Source organism: Mesorhizobium sp. Root554 (genome assembly GCF_001427025.1).
In the GTDB taxonomy this organism is placed as follows: domain Bacteria; phylum Pseudomonadota; class Alphaproteobacteria; order Rhizobiales; family Rhizobiaceae; genus Mesorhizobium.
In genome coordinates this window covers 2028863-2044449 of the sequence record NZ_LMGA01000001.1, presented here as the reverse complement: position 1 = coordinate 2044449, position 15587 = coordinate 2028863, and the positions used below count along the sequence as shown (strand labels likewise).

General features: G+C 62.8%; 12 protein-coding genes and 1 pseudogene. 1 reads left to right on the top strand and 12 read right to left on the bottom strand.

The genetic code is table 11. From position 1 onward, the window contains the following. Positions 1-317: 317 nt before the first annotated feature. The 3 genes from ASD44_RS09950 to ASD44_RS09940 all read right to left on the bottom strand — a co-directional run bounded on the left by ASD44_RS09950 (position 318) and on the right by ASD44_RS09940 (position 2314). Entirely contained in the window at positions 318-1406 is a 1089-nt protein-coding gene (locus ASD44_RS09950; RefSeq protein WP_056111142.1) for an AbrB family transcriptional regulator, read from the bottom strand. A gap of 94 nt (positions 1407-1500) precedes the next feature. After that, the gene (locus tag ASD44_RS09945) at positions 1501-1800 is read right to left on the bottom strand and encodes a putative quinol monooxygenase (RefSeq protein ID WP_056111140.1); all 300 of its coding nucleotides are present in this window, start codon (positions 1798-1800) and stop codon (positions 1501-1503) included. Between the two features lie 79 nt (positions 1801-1879). Then, entirely contained in the window at positions 1880-2314 is a 435-nt protein-coding gene (locus ASD44_RS09940; RefSeq protein WP_082542435.1) for a DsrE family protein, read from the bottom strand. A gap of 97 nt (positions 2315-2411) precedes the next feature. Here ASD44_RS09940 and ASD44_RS09935 point away from each other — a divergent pair, with 97 nt between their 5' ends. After that, positions 2412-3476 carry a hypothetical protein gene (locus tag ASD44_RS09935; protein ID WP_056111137.1) on the top strand — a complete coding sequence of 355 codons (1065 nt, stop codon included), beginning with the start codon at positions 2412-2414 and terminating at the stop codon, positions 3474-3476. A gap of 26 nt (positions 3477-3502) precedes the next feature. Here ASD44_RS09935 and ASD44_RS09930 read toward each other — a convergent pair whose 3' ends face one another. From ASD44_RS09930 to ASD44_RS09890, 9 genes and pseudogenes are all read right to left on the bottom strand, one after another. Next, the gene (locus tag ASD44_RS09930; protein WP_056115847.1) at positions 3503-4414 is read right to left on the bottom strand and encodes a cation diffusion facilitator family transporter; all 912 of its coding nucleotides are present in this window, start codon (positions 4412-4414) and stop codon (positions 3503-3505) included. Positions 4415-4445: 31 nt separating this feature from the next. Next, a complete protein-coding gene (locus tag ASD44_RS09925; RefSeq protein ID WP_056115844.1) occupies positions 4446-6635 on the bottom strand; it encodes an anthranilate synthase in 2190 nt (729 codons plus the stop codon). A 242-nt stretch (positions 6636-6877) separates the two neighbouring features. After that, positions 6878-8254 (bottom strand): FAD-containing oxidoreductase, encoded by a 1377-nt coding sequence (locus ASD44_RS09920; RefSeq protein WP_056111135.1) that lies wholly within the window; start codon positions 8252-8254, stop codon positions 6878-6880. After that, the gene (locus ASD44_RS09915; RefSeq protein ID WP_056111133.1) at positions 8251-8712 is read right to left on the bottom strand and encodes a hypothetical protein; all 462 of its coding nucleotides are present in this window, start codon (positions 8710-8712) and stop codon (positions 8251-8253) included. The genes ASD44_RS09920 and ASD44_RS09915 overlap by 4 nt, the downstream gene beginning before the upstream one ends. Before the next feature lie 170 nt (positions 8713-8882). Next, positions 8883-10562: a formate--tetrahydrofolate ligase gene (locus ASD44_RS09910; RefSeq protein ID WP_056115840.1), complete on the bottom strand. Its 1680-nt coding sequence runs from the start codon at positions 10560-10562 to the stop codon at positions 8883-8885. Between the two features lie 127 nt (positions 10563-10689). Then, positions 10690-11811, bottom strand: a complete 1122-nt coding sequence (locus tag ASD44_RS09905; protein ID WP_056111131.1) for a DUF2333 family protein — start codon at positions 11809-11811, stop codon at positions 10690-10692. Between the two features lie 19 nt (positions 11812-11830). Next, positions 11831-13138, bottom strand: coding sequence for a DUF6638 family protein (locus ASD44_RS09900; RefSeq protein WP_162246443.1), 1308 nt, complete (start codon positions 13136-13138; stop codon positions 11831-11833). Positions 13139-13202: 64 nt separating this feature from the next. Next, positions 13203-13613 (bottom strand): annotated as a pseudogene (locus ASD44_RS09895) (DUF559 domain-containing protein). 59 nt (positions 13614-13672) lie between these two features. Further along, entirely contained in the window at positions 13673-15580 is a 1908-nt protein-coding gene (locus ASD44_RS09890; protein WP_056111127.1) for an ATP-binding protein, read from the bottom strand. Positions 15581-15587 lie beyond the last annotated feature (7 nt).

Here is a 15587-nt window from a genome sequence, read left to right as displayed (position 1 = left end):
CACGCGCCAGGCGGCGCCTCTATCCGATTGTCGTTTCCAGAATGTGTTTTGCCAAGGAGCAGGGTGCCAGCCGGCGATATCGATCGCCGGGCGCTCCTTCAGCGGGCCCGGCGATCGCCGATAAGGCCGAGAAGAAGAAGGGTCGAGGCAAGCGCGCGCAACGTCTCGCCGGCAATGCCGGACGCAGTATGTGCGGTCGAGGACGGGCGCATTTTCATGGCGGCTTTCTTACAGGAGGCGCCGAGACGTGGCAAGTCCGTCTTGCGGGGCCTCGCGCTCTTGCCGGGCCTCGCGCTTCAAGCTCTTGGCCGGCAGCTTCATTCCTTGACAGCCCGCGCAACCAGCTTGGCCAGGCTGGGGCCGAGCAGCAGCACGATCATGAAGCGCACTGTCTGCAGCGCCATGATGAAGGAGATGTCGACGTTCTGCGATGCGGCGGCGATGATGGCGATGGAATCCATGCCGCCCGGACTGGTCGCCAGATAGGCAGTCAGCGGATCGATGCCGAGCAGATGGCTGATCAGCCAAGCCATGCCGCCGCAGAAGGCGATGAGGGCGAGGATCGAGCCGACGACCTGTGGCAGGGCGCGGGCGGCGTGCAGCAGGATCGCTCGGGTGAAGTTCAGGCCGATCGACCAGCCGACCAGCGCATAGCTGAGGGCGAGCAGCCATTGCGGCAACTGAAAAGGCACGCCGGCGCCGAGATGGAGCGCAGTGCCCAGGATCATCGTGCCGAGCAGATAGGGCGAGGGGAGCCGGAGCAGGTGGCCGGCGACGCCGCCGCCCGCGATGATGGCAAGGGTGCCGGCAAATACGGGCAGATCGAGGGGTGGAAACCAGACAATGGCGGGGGGTTCGAGGCCGGTGGTGTCGACCCACATGCGGGCGATGAGGGCCGCCGCCATGGAGACGAAGATGACACGCAGATATTGCATGAAGGCGACAAGGCGCTGGTCGGCCCCGAAGGCGCCGGCCATCAGCACCATGGCGGTGGCGGCGCCGGGCGCCGACCCCCATACGGCGGTCGTGCCGGGCAGAATGCGCCAGCGACTGATCAGCCAGCCGAGAAGGCTCGATGCGGCGATGGTGGCGAAGACGGTAGCCGCGAAAAGCGGCCAGTCGGCATAGAAAACGGAAAAAATGCCGGGAGATATGGAACTCGCGATCAGGCAGCCGACCACGGACTGAGCTGCGGCGAAGGCAAGGCGTGGAACGCGGACGGTGGCGCCATTGGTGCCGGCGACGATAGCCGCGAACATGGGACCGAGCAGCAAGGCGGCGGGAAGTTCAGCGAATTCAAGCGCGCCGGAGAAAAGCAGCGAGACGACAAGGATCAAAAGCCATTGAATTGCGGGCGCAAGACGGGCCAATGGCTCGACGCGGGACGGTTCCGGCATACTATCCATCGCCGCCTGTTAGACCCGAAGCGGTAAAAAGCGAACCCTGCCGGACGAAAAAACCGATATGTCGTCGTTTTTTGCGTCCCAGACGGCGTGCCCGCTAGGCAGCGGGCAGGCCGAAGCCGCCGACCGGTTCGGTTTCGATCTGGAACTCGAAACCGGCGATCATCGGCCGCGCCCGGGTGATCGCATCCTGTACTTGCGGCATGGACAGCGACGCCTTGTGGCTTTCCCGATCGGTCCAGACCTCGGTGACCCAGATGGCTGTCGTATCGGCGGGGTCGCGCGCGATGAGATAGCTCAGGCAACCCGGCAGCGCACCGGTGGTATCCAGCAGAAGGTCGATCAGCTCGTCGCGTTTGCCGGGCAGCGCCCGCATCTTTCCGATCAGGCCGTACATTCAAAACCTCCTCTGCCGGTCCCGCCGCCTGACGACAAACTTGGCCGTTCCAGGCGCGCTGTTCAAGTCGCGAATGCGCCTAGGGCCGGAGATAGGCGTAGCCCTGCGCCTGCAATTCGGCCAGCCGCACCACGCCGCCGGCCTCGGCGCTGGCGAAACCCTCGAAAAGATCCGGCAGGCCGAGCGACATGCCATTCATGGTATTGGCGCAGGCCTGAACGGCAAGCCCCTGCTTCCTCAGCCCGGCGAAACGGCTGGAAATGGCGGCTGAAGCGCCGTTGCGCCTGAACGCCGACAGCGCCGGTCCGTGCACGACGAGCACGATGTCGACATTGCCGCCAGTGCCCTCATAGTGGTTCTTGATATTGCCCAGTACGAAACCGACCTTGGCGACCTCGTTGAGATGGTAGGCTACTTTCTGCCTCGCTGGCGCGGTCGCCGCCCGCGCAGCGCCCAGACCCAACAGCGCGCTTCCTCCGGCAAAAAGTCCACGAAACATGTCTCGACGCAGCACCGCTCCCTCCTGTTTCGGGTCATCGCCAATTGACGTGGCGCATTCGGCATTCTTAGCATAAATTCCATACAGGCAGGTCCCGTGCGGGAGAGGGCGTATGGCACTTTTCAAAGTCATTACTTTGGGACTCGGCTTGGCGGCTGTCGCCGGGATGGCGTCGGCGCAGGAGAGCGGCAAGCCAGCCGATGCCGAGGCTTGCTACGGCCGCGTCTACAGCCAGTCGCACCTGCAATCCCACCCGGACCAGAAGGTGGCGCGCATTTTCTTTTATTCCGGCAAGGACCCGGTCAGCCGGCCGAACGAAGAGCCTGTGAACAGCGATGCCGATGCAGGTTATAACGGCTTCATGACGACGACGGTTCGCGGTTCGGCAAAGCCGGAGTGGGTTAGTGGATGGTGCGGCAGCTTTGCCGAAAACAGCGACGGCGAGGTCCGCTGCGGCATGGAATGCGATCGGACCATGGCCTCGCTCAAGCTCGACGGCAAGGACCACATCATCGTCAACGATCTTTCACGCGATCTCTACCTGGATATCGGCGCTGAAGATGAGCTTGGCGCCGCCGAGTATGAGAAACGGGCGCTTGGAAGCGATGATAACGGTTTCAGGCTGGAGCGGATGCCGGCGCAGAGCTGTGTGGCGGAATTCGCCAGGATAGACCCCGTCGATCCGTCGTTGGGGGAGCCGCTGCGCGAAAGGCTGAAGCCTGACCAGCCTTTCTGCTACGGCCGCGACTATGACGACGCCCACATGAAGTCGCATGCCGACCAGATGACGCAGACCATCCGCGTTTTCCGCGGGCAGACGGAACTCGCTTCCTTTGCGTCGTCCGGAAATCCGCAATATTGGCCGAACGATGCCGACGTGTCCGTCACGGTCACGACCAAGCAGAATGCGGCCAAGGCCACGCAGACCTATTCCTGTCAGGGTGAGGGCGACCAGTGGCGCTGCTCGGCCACGGGCGGCAAGGGTGGCTCCTCCTGCGATATGTCTCAGAAGGAGATATTCCTGCGCCGCGGCGCGAATGGCACGATGATGCTGGCCAATCCGAACAGCAGCCTGCCGATCGTCGATCTTTGCTCGGCAGCGGCGGAAGGCAAGACCGCATCCGACGATGCGGTCTACCGGCTCGAACCGATGCCGCAATCCGCCTGCGCACCGTGATTCAGAGTTGAGCCTGGACTTAGTCCTCAGGCAAACGGGACAGCGGTGGTGCCCTTTGGCAGCTTCGCCTCGTCGTCGGGCTCGACATGGATGGTGACGCGCACGGAGGGGATTTCCGCCCTCAGCGCGTCTTCGATCCGGTCGCAGATGACGTGGCTTTCGCCCACCGTCATGTCGGCATCCACCACCATGTGAAACTCGATGAAGGTGGCGCGCCCGGCAATGCGCGTCTTGAGGTCGTGGACCTCCATCGCACCCTTGCAATTGGCGGAGATGATGTCGCGGATGCGGACGTGTTCGTGGATGTCCACGGCGCGGTCCATCAGTCCGTTCATGGACGACCCGATGACATGCCAGCCCTGCCAGAGGATGTTCAGCGCCACCAGAACCGCCAGCAGCGGATCGAGTATCTGCCATCCTGTCAACACGGCCCCGACCAGGCCGATAATGACGCCGACCGAGGTCACGACGTCGGTCATGATGTGCTTGCCGTCGGCGACGAGGGCTGGCGATTTTTCCGCGCGGCCGGCGCGGATCAGGGTGAACGCCCATGCGGCATTGATGAGCGAGGCGACGCCGTTGACGGCGATTCCCTGCCAAGGCTGTTCGATCGGAACAGGAGCCTGCCAGGAGCGCCAGACTTCGGCGATGATCAGCAGCGCGGCCAGCACGATCAGCACGCCTTCCAGCACAGCGGAGAAGTATTCCGCCTTGTGGTGACCGAAGGGGTGGTCGTCGTCGGCCGGCTTGTGGCTGACGCGGATCGCCCAGAAGGCGGCAAAGGCGGCGATGACGTTGACGGTCGATTCCAGCGCGTCGGAATAGAGAGCGACCGACCCGGTCATCATCCAGGCAACCGCCTTTAGGCCGAGCACCGCGAACGCGATAAAGATGGTCCACAGCGCGAGCGTTGTAACACGGCGCTTCGAGGTCGAAATTTTCGGTTGGATCGTAGTTGCCACAGCCTCGCTAAGCCGCCTTGTCCTTCGCCTTGCGCGGCAGATGCGCAACGATGTTTTCGATGATCCGCATGCCGGCGTTGTGGCCAAGCGTCATGATCGATTCCGGATGGAATTGCACGGCGGCAATGGGCTCCTTGCGATGTTCGAAGGCCATGATGACGCCATCTTCCGTTTCGGCCGTGACGATGAAGTCGTCGGGCAGCCGCACCGGGTCGGCGAAGATCGAATGATAGCGGCCAACCGTTACTTCCTTCGGCAGGCCGGAGAAGATCACGCCGGGCTTGGAGACGCGGATGCGCGAAGGCTTGCCATGCATCGGCACGTGCAACTGGCGCAACTCGCCGCCATAAGCTTCCGCCAGCGCCTGCAGGCCGAGACAGACGCCAAAGATCGGCAGGTCGCGCTGCCGCGCATTCTTGATGGTGGCGGCGCAGTCGAAATCCTTGGGCGTGCCCGGTCCCGGCGAAAGCACGACGAGGTCCGGCTTCAGGCGGTCGAATATCTCTTCCGGGACCGGCGAGCGCACGGTCGAGACATTTGCGCCGGTCTGGCGGAAATAATTCGCCAGCGTGTGGACGAAACTGTCCTCGTGGTCGACCAGCAGGATGTTCACGCCCTCGCCGACGCGGGCGGTAGCGCGTTCGACGGTGGCGGAGTTTCCAGTCTTGGCGTCGCGGATGGCGGAGAGCATGGCGGATGCCTTCAGTTCGGTTTCGGCTTCCTCTTCCTCGGGCACGGAATCGAACAGCAGCGTCGCGCCGGCGCGCACTTCGGCGATACCGTCCTTGATGCGGATGGTCCGAAGCGTCAGCCCGGTGTTCAGGTCGCCGTTGAAATTGACCATGCCGATGGCGCCGCCATACCAGGCGCGCGGCGATTTCTCGTTCTGCTCGATGAAGCGCATGGCCCACAGCTTCGGCGCGCCGGTGACGGTGACGGCCCAGGCATGGGACAGGAACGCGTCGAACGCATCCATGCCTTCGCGCAGCCGGCCTTCGATGTGATCGACGGTATGGATCAGCCGCGAATACATCTCGATCTGGCGGCGGCCGATGACGCGAACGGAGCCCGGCTCGCAAACGCGCGACTTGTCGTTGCGGTCGACGTCCGAGCACATGGTGAGTTCGGACTCGTCCTTCTTGGAATTGAGCAGCTTGAGGATCTGCTCGGAGTCGGAAATGGCGTCGTCACCGCGCTTGATGGTGCCGGAAATCGGGCACGTCTCGACGCGGCGGCCGTTGACCCGCACGAACATCTCCGGCGATGCGCCGACGAGGAATTCGCCTTCGCCAAGGTTGATGAAGAAGGAGTAGGGCGAGGGGTTTATGGACTTCAGCTTGCGCGAAATCTCGGACGGCGCCGTCTCGCAGCGTTCATAGAACATCTGGCCGGGCACGACCTCGAAGAGGTCGCCGCGCTTGAAGCTCTCCTTGGCCTTTTCGACGATCTTGGCGTATTCGCCGGGTTCGTGGTCGCCCCGCGGCGGGATGCGGTCGGCAGGCTTGAATGGCTCAGCCTCGGTTTCACGCGGCAGGCCCTCGGTGGAAAAGCCGTCGCCGGAAAAGTCGTAACGATCGGTCCAGGCCTTGGCCGAATAGTGATCGACGACAAGGATCTCGTCGGGCAGGTACAGGACCAGGTCGCGCTGGCTCTGGCTGCGCTCGAGTTTGTGGTCGACCGGATCGAACTGAAAGGCAAGGTCGTAGCCGAAAGCGCCGTAAAGGCCGATGTTGGCGTCGTCGCTCGTCTTGAACAGCGCGGTGATGGCGCGAAGCACGGTGAAAACCGAGGGAACGCGCGAGCGCTCTTCCTCGGTGAAGACGCGCCCCGGTTCGGCGACCGTCAGCGCCAGACGGCGCCTGGTCGTCTGGGTGAGCGTCACCTCATCGACGGCCAGCAGCATGCGGGCGATGGCCGGCAGCATGGCTTCGCCGCGCTGGTTCAGCGCCTCGATGCGCATGGCGCGGCCGCGCGCCGAGATGACCAGAGGCGGATCGATGATGGCGGTATCCCAACGCGTGTAGCGGCCTGGGTATTCGTAATTGGAGGAGAACACCGCGCCGCGGCGGGAGTTCAGGCCGTCGATATAAGCTTCGATGGCGCCGTCATAGGGTTTGTCGTGGCGCTCGCGCGTGATGGAAATGCCACCCGCCGTGACGAAGCGTTCGGCTCCGTTCTCCAGAATCTCCACCGTCATTGCCATCTCCTTGTTCGCCGCTCGGAGGCTGGGGCACTTCTGGAAAACAAAAGGCCGCCGGACTTCTCCTGCGGCCACTCTCTGATTTCTACGCACACGCGTTTCGAGGGGCCGCTATTCGCTGGCCCACCACCAAACGGTCTTGATCGAAAGCATGTTCATGGCGAAACCTTTAGCGACGATTGCGATGCCGCGCAACCGGATTTGCACGAAGGCTGACCGGCAGCCCGGGCAACCACCCGTCAGGCCAGCGGCTTCATTTCCTGTGCGATCGTCGGCAGAAGTTCAGCCACGTTAGGATGGATGTGCACGGCGCGCCGCAGCGTCGTCACCGGCGCCCTGGCGTACATCAGGTCGAGCACGCAGTGTACGGCCTCGTCGCCTCCGGGACCAAGAACGGAGCAGCCGAGAATCTCGCTTGTGTCGGCATCGGCCAGTATCTTCATGAAGCCCTGCGTCTCGCCCTTTTCAATAGCGCGGCCGACGCGGGTCATAGGCCGCTGCCCGACCAGCACGTTACGGCCGGATTTGCGCGCCGCCGTCTCGGTCATGCCGCAGCGTCCCAGCGGCGGGTCGATATAGAGCGCGTAGGCTTCGATGCGGTCGCTCACCCTGCGCGTGCCGCCATCCAGCAGGTTGGCGGCGACGATCTCGTAATCGTTGTAGGAGGTGTGGGTGAAGGCGCCCTTGCCGTTGCAATCGCCCAGCGCCCAGATGCCGGGCAAACTGGTGCGCAATTCGTCATCGACGGCTATGAAACCCCGCTTGTCGGTTTCGACACCGGCTTTTTCCAGTCCGAGATCCTCGGTGTTGGGCACGCGCCCAAGCGCCAGCAGCACATGCGAGCCGACAGCCGGCGACTCACCGGCGGAAAACGTCACGGCGATGTCGTTACCCTCCTTGGCGAAGCGTATGTCATCCGCGCCGAGATGAATTTTTATCCCTTCGTTTTCGAGGATGGAGAGGATTGCGGCGGATACATCCTCGTCCTCGCGGCCGATCAGGCGAGGGGACTTTTCGATGACGGTCACCTCCGAGCCGAAGCGGCGGAACATCTGCGCGAATTCGAGCGAAATGTAGCTGCCGCCGACCACGACCAGATGGCGCGGCAGCACGTCGAGGTCCATCATCGAGGAATTGGTCAGATAGTCGATGTCCTGGACGCCCGGCAGGTCCGGCACGGATGCGCGGCCACCGACATTGATGAAAATCTTTTCAGCGGTCAGAAGATCGTCGCCGACCCGGACCGTGTTCGCGTTCTCGAAGCGGGCATGGCCGCGAAACAGCGTGCAGCCCGTCATGCCGACGATCCAGCCTTCCAGGCCGGCGCGGGCGTCGTTGGAGACCTTGTCCTTGCGCGCCTTCACCGCCCTCATGTCGATGCCGACCGGGCCGGAAAGCGTCACTCCGTATTCAGCGGCGCGGCGGGCGAGGTGGGCGGCATAGGCGCTGGCGACCATCGTCTTGGTCGGCATGCAGCCGGTGTTGACGCAGGTGCCGCCGACCAGCTTGCGCTCAATCAGCGCCACCTTCATGCCGGCGGCGCTGAGCCGTCCCGCCAGCGGCGGGCCGGCCTGGCCGCAACCGATGACGATGGCGTCGAACTTTCGCGCCGTCATGCGACGGCCGCGACAATCAGCAGCGCGCCGAAGACGGCGACGGCATCCTCGACAAGCGCGGCGGGCAAATCCCGTCCGAACGCTGCTGCAAGCCGGCTGCGAATTTCAGCGCCGCCCAGCGTGCCGATAATGGCGCCGACGACGCCGCTCGCCAGTCCGCCCAGCGTCAAGCCGCCAGCCGCGCCAATGACTGCGCCGCAGAGGGCGCCAAGAAGGATGCGCGCAACGAACTGCTGCGGCACCTTGCGGCTCGGCGTCGAAGGGAGCTGGTCAGTCACGAGTTCGGCGAGGGCAAGGACTGTGAAAATGCCAACCGTCGCCCAATGACCCATGAAGCTCGCCCAGGTGCCGGCAATCGGCAGCCAGCCAAGCCAGGCGCCCCAGGCGACAGCAGCGGGCGCGGTCATCGCCCGCAGGCCGGCGATGACGCCGATCAGAAGTGCAAGCAGATAAAGCATGTTGATCCCCCTCAAGATCGGACAGCAAAGGCTGTCGGGGGCAGGCTATCACAGCGCAGTGCTTTGAACAGGTGCCAGCCGCGAAAGGGCGGCGCGCGGATGCAACGGGCATGAGCATGCGAGCGTGGCGTTGCCATGATCAAAGTGGAAAAGCCTGAAGGGGCGGAGCCTTAGAACAATCCCTCGATCTGGCCCTGCTCGTTGAGGAATATCTTTTCCGAGGAGGGCGTCTTCGGCAATCCGGGCATGGTCATCACCTCGCCGCAGATGATGACGACGAAGCCAGCGCCGGCGGCGAGACGCACCTCGCGCACCGGCACGGTGTGCCCGGTTGGCGCGCCGCGCAGGTTGGGATCGGTCGAGAACGAATACTGCGTCTTGGCCATGCACACCGGCAGATGGCCGTAACCGGCCTGCTCCCATGCGTGGAGCTGGTCGCGCACCGACTTGTCGGCAATCGCCTCGTCGCCGCGATAGATGCGCTTGACGATGGTGTTGACCTTGTCGAACAGTTTCATGTCGTCGGGATAGAGCGGCGAGAATTGCGAGGTTCCGCTCTCGGCCATTTCGACCACTTTCCTCGCCAGTTCCTCGATGCCGGCCGACCCTTGCGCCCAGTGCTTGCACAGGACCGCCTCGGCGCCCTGCGCTTCCACGAAGGCCTTCATGGCCGCTATCTCGGCATCCGTATCGGTGGTGAAATGGTTGATGGCGACGACGGCAGGCACGCCGAACTGCTTGACGTTCTCGATGTGGCGGCCAAGGTTGAGGCAACCCTTCTTCACCGCCTCGATATTCTCGCCGCCGAGGTCTTCCTTCTTGACGCCGCCATTCATCTTCATGGCGCGGACAGTGGCGACGACAACGGCGGCGGCCGGTTTCAAGCCGGCCTTGCGGCATTTGATGTCGAAGAATTTTTCGGCCCCGAGGTCGGCGCCGAAACCGGCTTCGGTGACGACGTAGTCGGCGAGCTTGAGCGCCGTCGTGGTGGCGACCACTGAATTGCAGCCATGCGCGATGTTGGCGAACGGGCCGCCATGCACGAAGGCCGGGTTGTTCTCCAGCGTCTGCACCAGGTTCGGCTGCATGGCGTCCTTCAACAGGACAGCCATCGCGCCATCGGCCTTGAGGTCGCGGGCGTAGACCGGGCTCTTGTCGCGGCGGTAGGCGACGATGATGTCGCCGAGGCGCTTTTCCAGGTCCTTCAGGTCGGTGGAAAGACACAGGATCGCCATCACTTCCGAGGCGACTGTGATGTCGAAGCCGGCCTCGCGCGGGTAGCCGTTGGCGACGCCGCCGAGCGAACAGATAATCTCGCGCAGGGCGCGGTCGTTCATGTCCATGACGCGACGCCAGACGACGCGGCGGGTGTCGATGCCGAGGTCGTTTCCCCAGTAGATGTGGTTGTCGATCAATGCCGAGAGCAGATTGTGCGCGGTGGTGATGGCGTGGAAATCGCCGGTGAAATGGAGGTTCATGTCCTCCATCGGCACGACCTGGGCGTAGCCGCCGCCGGCAGCGCCGCCCTTGACGCCGAAGTTCGGCCCGAGCGAGGCCTCGCGGATACAAACGATTGCCTTCTTGCCGATCCGGTTCAGTCCGTCGCCGAGACCCACAGTGGTGGTGGTCTTGCCTTCACCGGCGGGGGTCGGGTTGATGGCGGTGACGAGGATGAGCTTGCCGTCCTTCTTGCTCTTCACCGACTTGATGAAATCGGCCGAGACCTTCGCCTTGTCGTGGCCATAAGGCAGCAGATGCTCGGACGGAATGCCGATCCTGGCGCCGATCTCCTGGATCGGCTTCTTCTTCGCCGCGCGCGCAATCTCGATATCGGACTTGAATTCAGCCATGCCGCACTCCCATTGCTTCGATGCCTGAGCGAGGCGCATAGAAGCGCGACAGACGCCGCTTCCGCCGTCCCAAAACAGCCGCGCAATACGCGAAAAGCGACAGGGGCGCCGGAGTGCCTACGTCTATCTACTGCGCCAGCACGTTCGAGATTTCGACCATATTGGAGCGGACGCGCAGCACGTAGAAGCCCATCGTCGTCAGGTGCGTGGCGAAGATGCCGGTCTCCGAGCTGTTGGCGATCAGCCACGGCTGGATGCGCAGCGCCGAGACGAACTGATCGTCCATCGTGTCCCACAGGCTCTTCAAATTCTTCTGCTTGATGACTTCCTCGAAGTCGGCCTGCGCGGCCTTCATCAGCCCGTAATAGGCATAGAGCTGGCCATAGGCGAACCAGAAGCGGTCGTCGGCGCGCGGGTCGAAGAATCCGTAGTCGTAGTTCTCGGCGCGATCCTTCAGGATGGCCGAAGTCGAGCCGATGTCGGAAGCGATGCGATCGACATATTGCTTGAGGTTGTCGGCGCGGGCGTCGAACACCGCCTGGCAGGTTTCCAGCCGGCTGTTGAAGGCGCGCAGCTTCGTCACCGCCGAGCGGTAGTAGCTCGGCGTTGGGGTCTTCGGTCCGAACGGGCGCAGGCCGAAATACCAGGTTTCCTCGTCGAACTGCAGATTGCCGCGTGCGTCCTGCAGGTCGCCGTCGATCTGCGAGGTGGTGCGCACGCGGCCCATATTGTCGGCCAGTTCGGTCGAGGTGCGGCGCACCGCCTGATTGATGCCGCGCTGGAACGAGGCCTTGTTGTCCATGAACGGCGTGTGGTCCCAGTCGATGCCGAACAGGCCGAGCTTGTAGAGCAGGGTAGAGGATATCCAGGCGTTCTGGTTGACGTTGAGATCGGTCAGGTCGGCGGTCACCTGGGCGATGGCCGAGCGGCCGCAGGTCCTTGCCGTATCCGTTCCCGCGCCGGCGGCCACCTGCTCGCCGGCGGAGACGTTGCGGTTTTCGAACTGATAGCTCTCGACATAGTTGGGATCGAAGCCGTTCCAGACCTGCGTCATGTAGAAGAAGCGGATATAGAAGCCGACCAGCAGCAGCAGGGCCACGCCGACCACCGCCTTCAAGATCCAGCCGCGTTGCGTGTACCAGCGACCAGCCCATAGGAATGGCCACAGGATGACGCCAATGACGAGGCCGATGCCGCGGCCGATCCACTGGAAAATCCGGGTGAAGAAATTCACGATCGGATCGAGCATGGCCGTGTCATCCCCTCGTTCAGTCGGTCAGGCCATACAGGCGGGACCGCAGCGCAATCTTGTCCTTGAGATATGTGGTTTTCAGCATGTCCACAACATGCGATCGCCAGGCTTCGCTGTAGCCCTCGTAGTCCTGATAAAAACCCTGCTTGTTGAAGACATAGCGGGAGATGAAGTCCGAGGGAACGAAATCGGAAATCAGCCGGTTGGTGAGCCAGGCATCCGGGTGGTCGGGACGGGCGCGCACCAGCAGAAAACGCTGCTGCGGGAACACCTCGTCGATCCTGATCTGACCGAACTGCTTGATCTCGCGCTTGGCGGCATTGAGGAAGGGGAAGGCGCCGTCCTTGTTGATCAACTCGGCATGACCGTGGATCCAGGTCTGCAGCCAGACCTTGTCGACCTCGGTCAGGTTGCGGTCCGGTTCCGATTTCCGGATCAGGTCGCGTATGACCATCTCGGCGCGATGCTCGAGATATCCGGACGTTTCGACCCAGGAGGCGCGCGGCAGTTCGATCCTGCCGGTGCTGGCGAGGAATTTGAAGACGCTTTCGGCGTCGCGGATCGACAGATAGCTCACCTGCCATGGCCGTGAGCGGCGAAAACCCGGCGCTGACGGGTCGCTGATGACGGTGGTGACGTCGGGATCGATGAAAACATAGAGCCCGCCGAAGTGGCTGGTCCAGAAGGCGTTGTGGCGGAAGATGACCTGATCCGGCACGAGAGCGTTTTCGCGGATATCGCCGCAGACCTTGGCAAGCTCGACCATGCGATTGAGCATGGCGTCGTTGCGCCAGGCGTCCGGCTCCTGCTTCAGCCGGTCTACCAGCTTGCCGAGTTCGGCGGCCTTGCCGAGCACGTCCTCGGCCGACAGGACCTTGAACTCGACCTGGTTGATCGAAAGCAGATCCTCGATGTCGTTCACCTCAGAGACCGAATCCTCGATCTCGCCGTAGATCACGTCCTTGATCGTCAGCGCGTTGATGGCGCGCTGGTTCTTCGTCATGAACTCGAACATCAACTGGGAGGTGTTCGAAAAGGCGGTGTGGACCACCGGCAGGTCGATCTGCGACGGGGTCAGGATGATGAAGCGGCGGTTGACGCCATTGGGGTCGAGGTAGTCGTAGTCGCCGCATTCCTCCGCCACCTGCGGCGAGAAGCCGGTGCGGTCGATGTCGAAGCTCTTGAGCTTCGTCGGCTTGAGGCCGAATGCGGCCAGCGCCTTGTTGTAGCGCTCGACCAGATGCGGCTCGTCCACCGGCAGCAGGCGGCCGTAGATGAGCTCGTTGTCGCGCAGGAGGTCGGGTTTGTGGGCGGGGCTCACTATTCCTTCTCCCCGTTTACGGGGAGAATGTGCCCGAAGGGCGGATGAGGGGCGGTACTTACATTCATCATCTTTCCTCCAAAATCGTTGAAGGTAAGAATTTGACATCTGGCGCAATCATCTTTTCTGCCAGTTTTCCGTCAAGTGCCGCAAGAATCGTATCGAGCACCTCCCGTCGATGTTTCAGCACATCTGCGTGCCAGATCCTTAGCACAGACCAGCCATTACGGTTCATCGTTTCGTCACGATACAAATCAGACCTTCTCTCGGCGTGCTGGCTTCCATCAACCTCAACGACCAGATTCTTTTCTCTGCAGGCAAAGTCAGCAAAATATGGCCCGATGCGGAGCTGTCGCACGAATTTGTACCCGTTGAGTCATCTACCCCGTAGCTCATGCCAAAGTTTTTCTTCTGCCTCGTTCTCGACATGGCGCAGTTCGCGGGCTCTCGTCACCTTCTGTTCGTTGCCGCCACGCATACCGCCGCCCCTCATCCGCCCTTCGGGCACCTTCTCCCCGTAAACGGGGAGAAGGAAGATCAACTCCACAGCCCCTTCTTCTGCAATTCCGCCATCTCCCTTGCCGCGCGTTCGCGCAGGCGGGCGTCGCGCAGCAGCTTCTCGACGGCGGAGTCGTCGGACTTGTCGGAGTAGCGGAATTCGCTGTCGGCGTAGCGGTTGATTTCCTGCATGACCATGTCCATCGAGAACGGCCTGCGCAGTTCCTCGACCATCGCTTTCTTCTCGTCGTAGCTCTTGTGCATGAAGGCTTCCGGCTTTTCGAACCATTCGTCGGGAAGCTCGATGTCCATGGCGCGCATCTTGATGGCGTCGGTGACGTTCTTGATGGCGCGGCCGGTGAAGCGCGGCTCCGCCTCCTTGATCATGTGCAGGTAGGTGCCGACATCGGCCAGCGTCTTCGGCTCGCCGCTTTCCTTCATGAACCGGTCGTAGACGTTCATCAGCCCGTCTTCCTGCGGCTTCTCGTGCTCCTCGTAAGCCTCGGCGATGGCGCGCTGGATTTCCTGCGCCGCATAGAGCTGATGTTGGCCAAGCGGGATCTTGTGGTTCTTGCCGGCAAGCAGGACGAAGATGTCGATGTAGTCGTCGCGCGTCTGCGGCCCGTCGACCAGCCATCGCGCTCCGGCGCGCTGGCGCAACGCATCGTCGACGTTTTCGGGATAGTTCGAAAACATGCCGAAGGAGCAATTGCCGCGCACCACGGTGGAAGCGCCGGCGAAGGCGTCCATCAGCACGCCGGTGATTTCCTGCTGGCCAGCGGATGCGCGGTCATCGGAACGCTTGGCGGCCACTTGGTCGATGTCGTCGATGGTGCCGAAACCGATGGCGCGCGGGTTGAGCACATCGGTGATGAATTGCCGGCAGTTCTGACCGGACTTGCCCTGATAGGATGAAATCTGGTCGACGCCGAAATTCTCGTAGACGAACTGGTAGCCGGCGACCTTGCAGTAATTGTCGAGCAGTCCGGCGATCATCTGGATCAGCGTCGTCTTGCCGGTACCCGGCGCGCCGTCGCCGATGAAGGTGAACAGGAAGCCGCCCAGTTCCACGAACGGGTTCAACTGCTTGTCGAAATCGTAGGCCATCAGCATCTTGGCGAGCTTGACCGACTGGTACTTGGCGATGTGGTTGCCGACGACCTCTTCGGGCTTCTTGAAGGTCATCACCAGCGGCTTCGATTTCTTGCCCGGCGCAACGTCGAAACCGTCGAGGGTGAAATCGTCCGCGTCGATGCGGATGTGGGTGTTCTCGAAACTGCCCAGTCCGTCGAAGCGGCCCCTGCGCTGCAGCAGGCCATCGACGGCAACGCGGGCGAAGGCGCGGGACCGCAACATCAGGTCGGCGTCGTCCCTGGCGCCGGCGAGCGCAGTGTCGAGGCCGGCGACCAGCGATTTCACAGCGTCCTGCGGCGTATCGAACAGGAAGTCCGGTTCGGCGACATCATTGGGTGCCTCACCGTCGGAATCGATGAGTTGGAACAGGTAGGAGGCGAAGGAAAACGCCGCGACATAGGCCGAAGCGGACAGGAGTTTCTTGAACGCGGCCGCTTCGTCGCCTTCAAGCGGAGCGCGGGCGTTTTTCGCCTGCAGGCTTTCGAGATCGGTGCCTTCGGCGAAGGTATCGGCGATGGCCAGCGCGATCTGCGCGCCGCGACGGGCGCGATAGAGCAGCGTGTGTTGCGGAATGGTCAGCAACTGGTCGTCCGGATGGACGGCCTGCACCGTCTTGGCCAGTTCGACCTCGCGGGTGCGGCGGACCGAGCCAACGGAAACGGTGGAGACGAAGCGGCGGTTGGTGCCGGCGAGCGCCGTACCGGATTCCCGCGTCGGGTCTTCCATCACGACGACGCGGGTGACGAAGCTCTGCGCGGTGGCGCGATGCTTTTCGATCGCCGCTTCGGAAATGGTGGTCAGGCCGGTGTCCATCTATTGC

Excerpts from the sequence above, each read along its gene's own strand:
- ASD44_RS09950 (WP_056111142.1), bottom strand. The coding sequence starts at position 1,406 with ATGGATAGTATGCCGGAACCGTCCCGCGTCGAGCCATTGGCCCGTCTT.
- ASD44_RS09945 (WP_056111140.1), bottom strand. The coding sequence starts at position 1,800 with ATGTACGGCCTGATCGGAAAGATGCGGGCGCTGCCCGGCAAACGCGAC.
- ASD44_RS09935 (WP_056111137.1), top strand. The coding sequence starts at position 2,412 with ATGGCACTTTTCAAAGTCATTACTTTGGGACTCGGCTTGGCGGCTGTC.
- ASD44_RS09925 (WP_056115844.1), bottom strand. The coding sequence starts at position 6,635 with ATGACGGTGGAGATTCTGGAGAACGGAGCCGAACGCTTCGTCACGGCG.
- ASD44_RS09920 (WP_056111135.1), bottom strand. The coding sequence starts at position 8,254 with ATGACGGCGCGAAAGTTCGACGCCATCGTCATCGGTTGCGGCCAGGCC.
- ASD44_RS09915 (WP_056111133.1), bottom strand. The coding sequence starts at position 8,712 with ATGCTTTATCTGCTTGCACTTCTGATCGGCGTCATCGCCGGCCTGCGG.
- ASD44_RS09910 (WP_056115840.1), bottom strand. The coding sequence starts at position 10,562 with ATGGCTGAATTCAAGTCCGATATCGAGATTGCGCGCGCGGCGAAGAAG.
- ASD44_RS09905 (WP_056111131.1), bottom strand. The coding sequence starts at position 11,811 with ATGCTCGATCCGATCGTGAATTTCTTCACCCGGATTTTCCAGTGGATC.
- ASD44_RS09890 (WP_056111127.1), bottom strand. The coding sequence starts at position 15,580 with ATGGACACCGGCCTGACCACCATTTCCGAAGCGGCGATCGAAAAGCAT.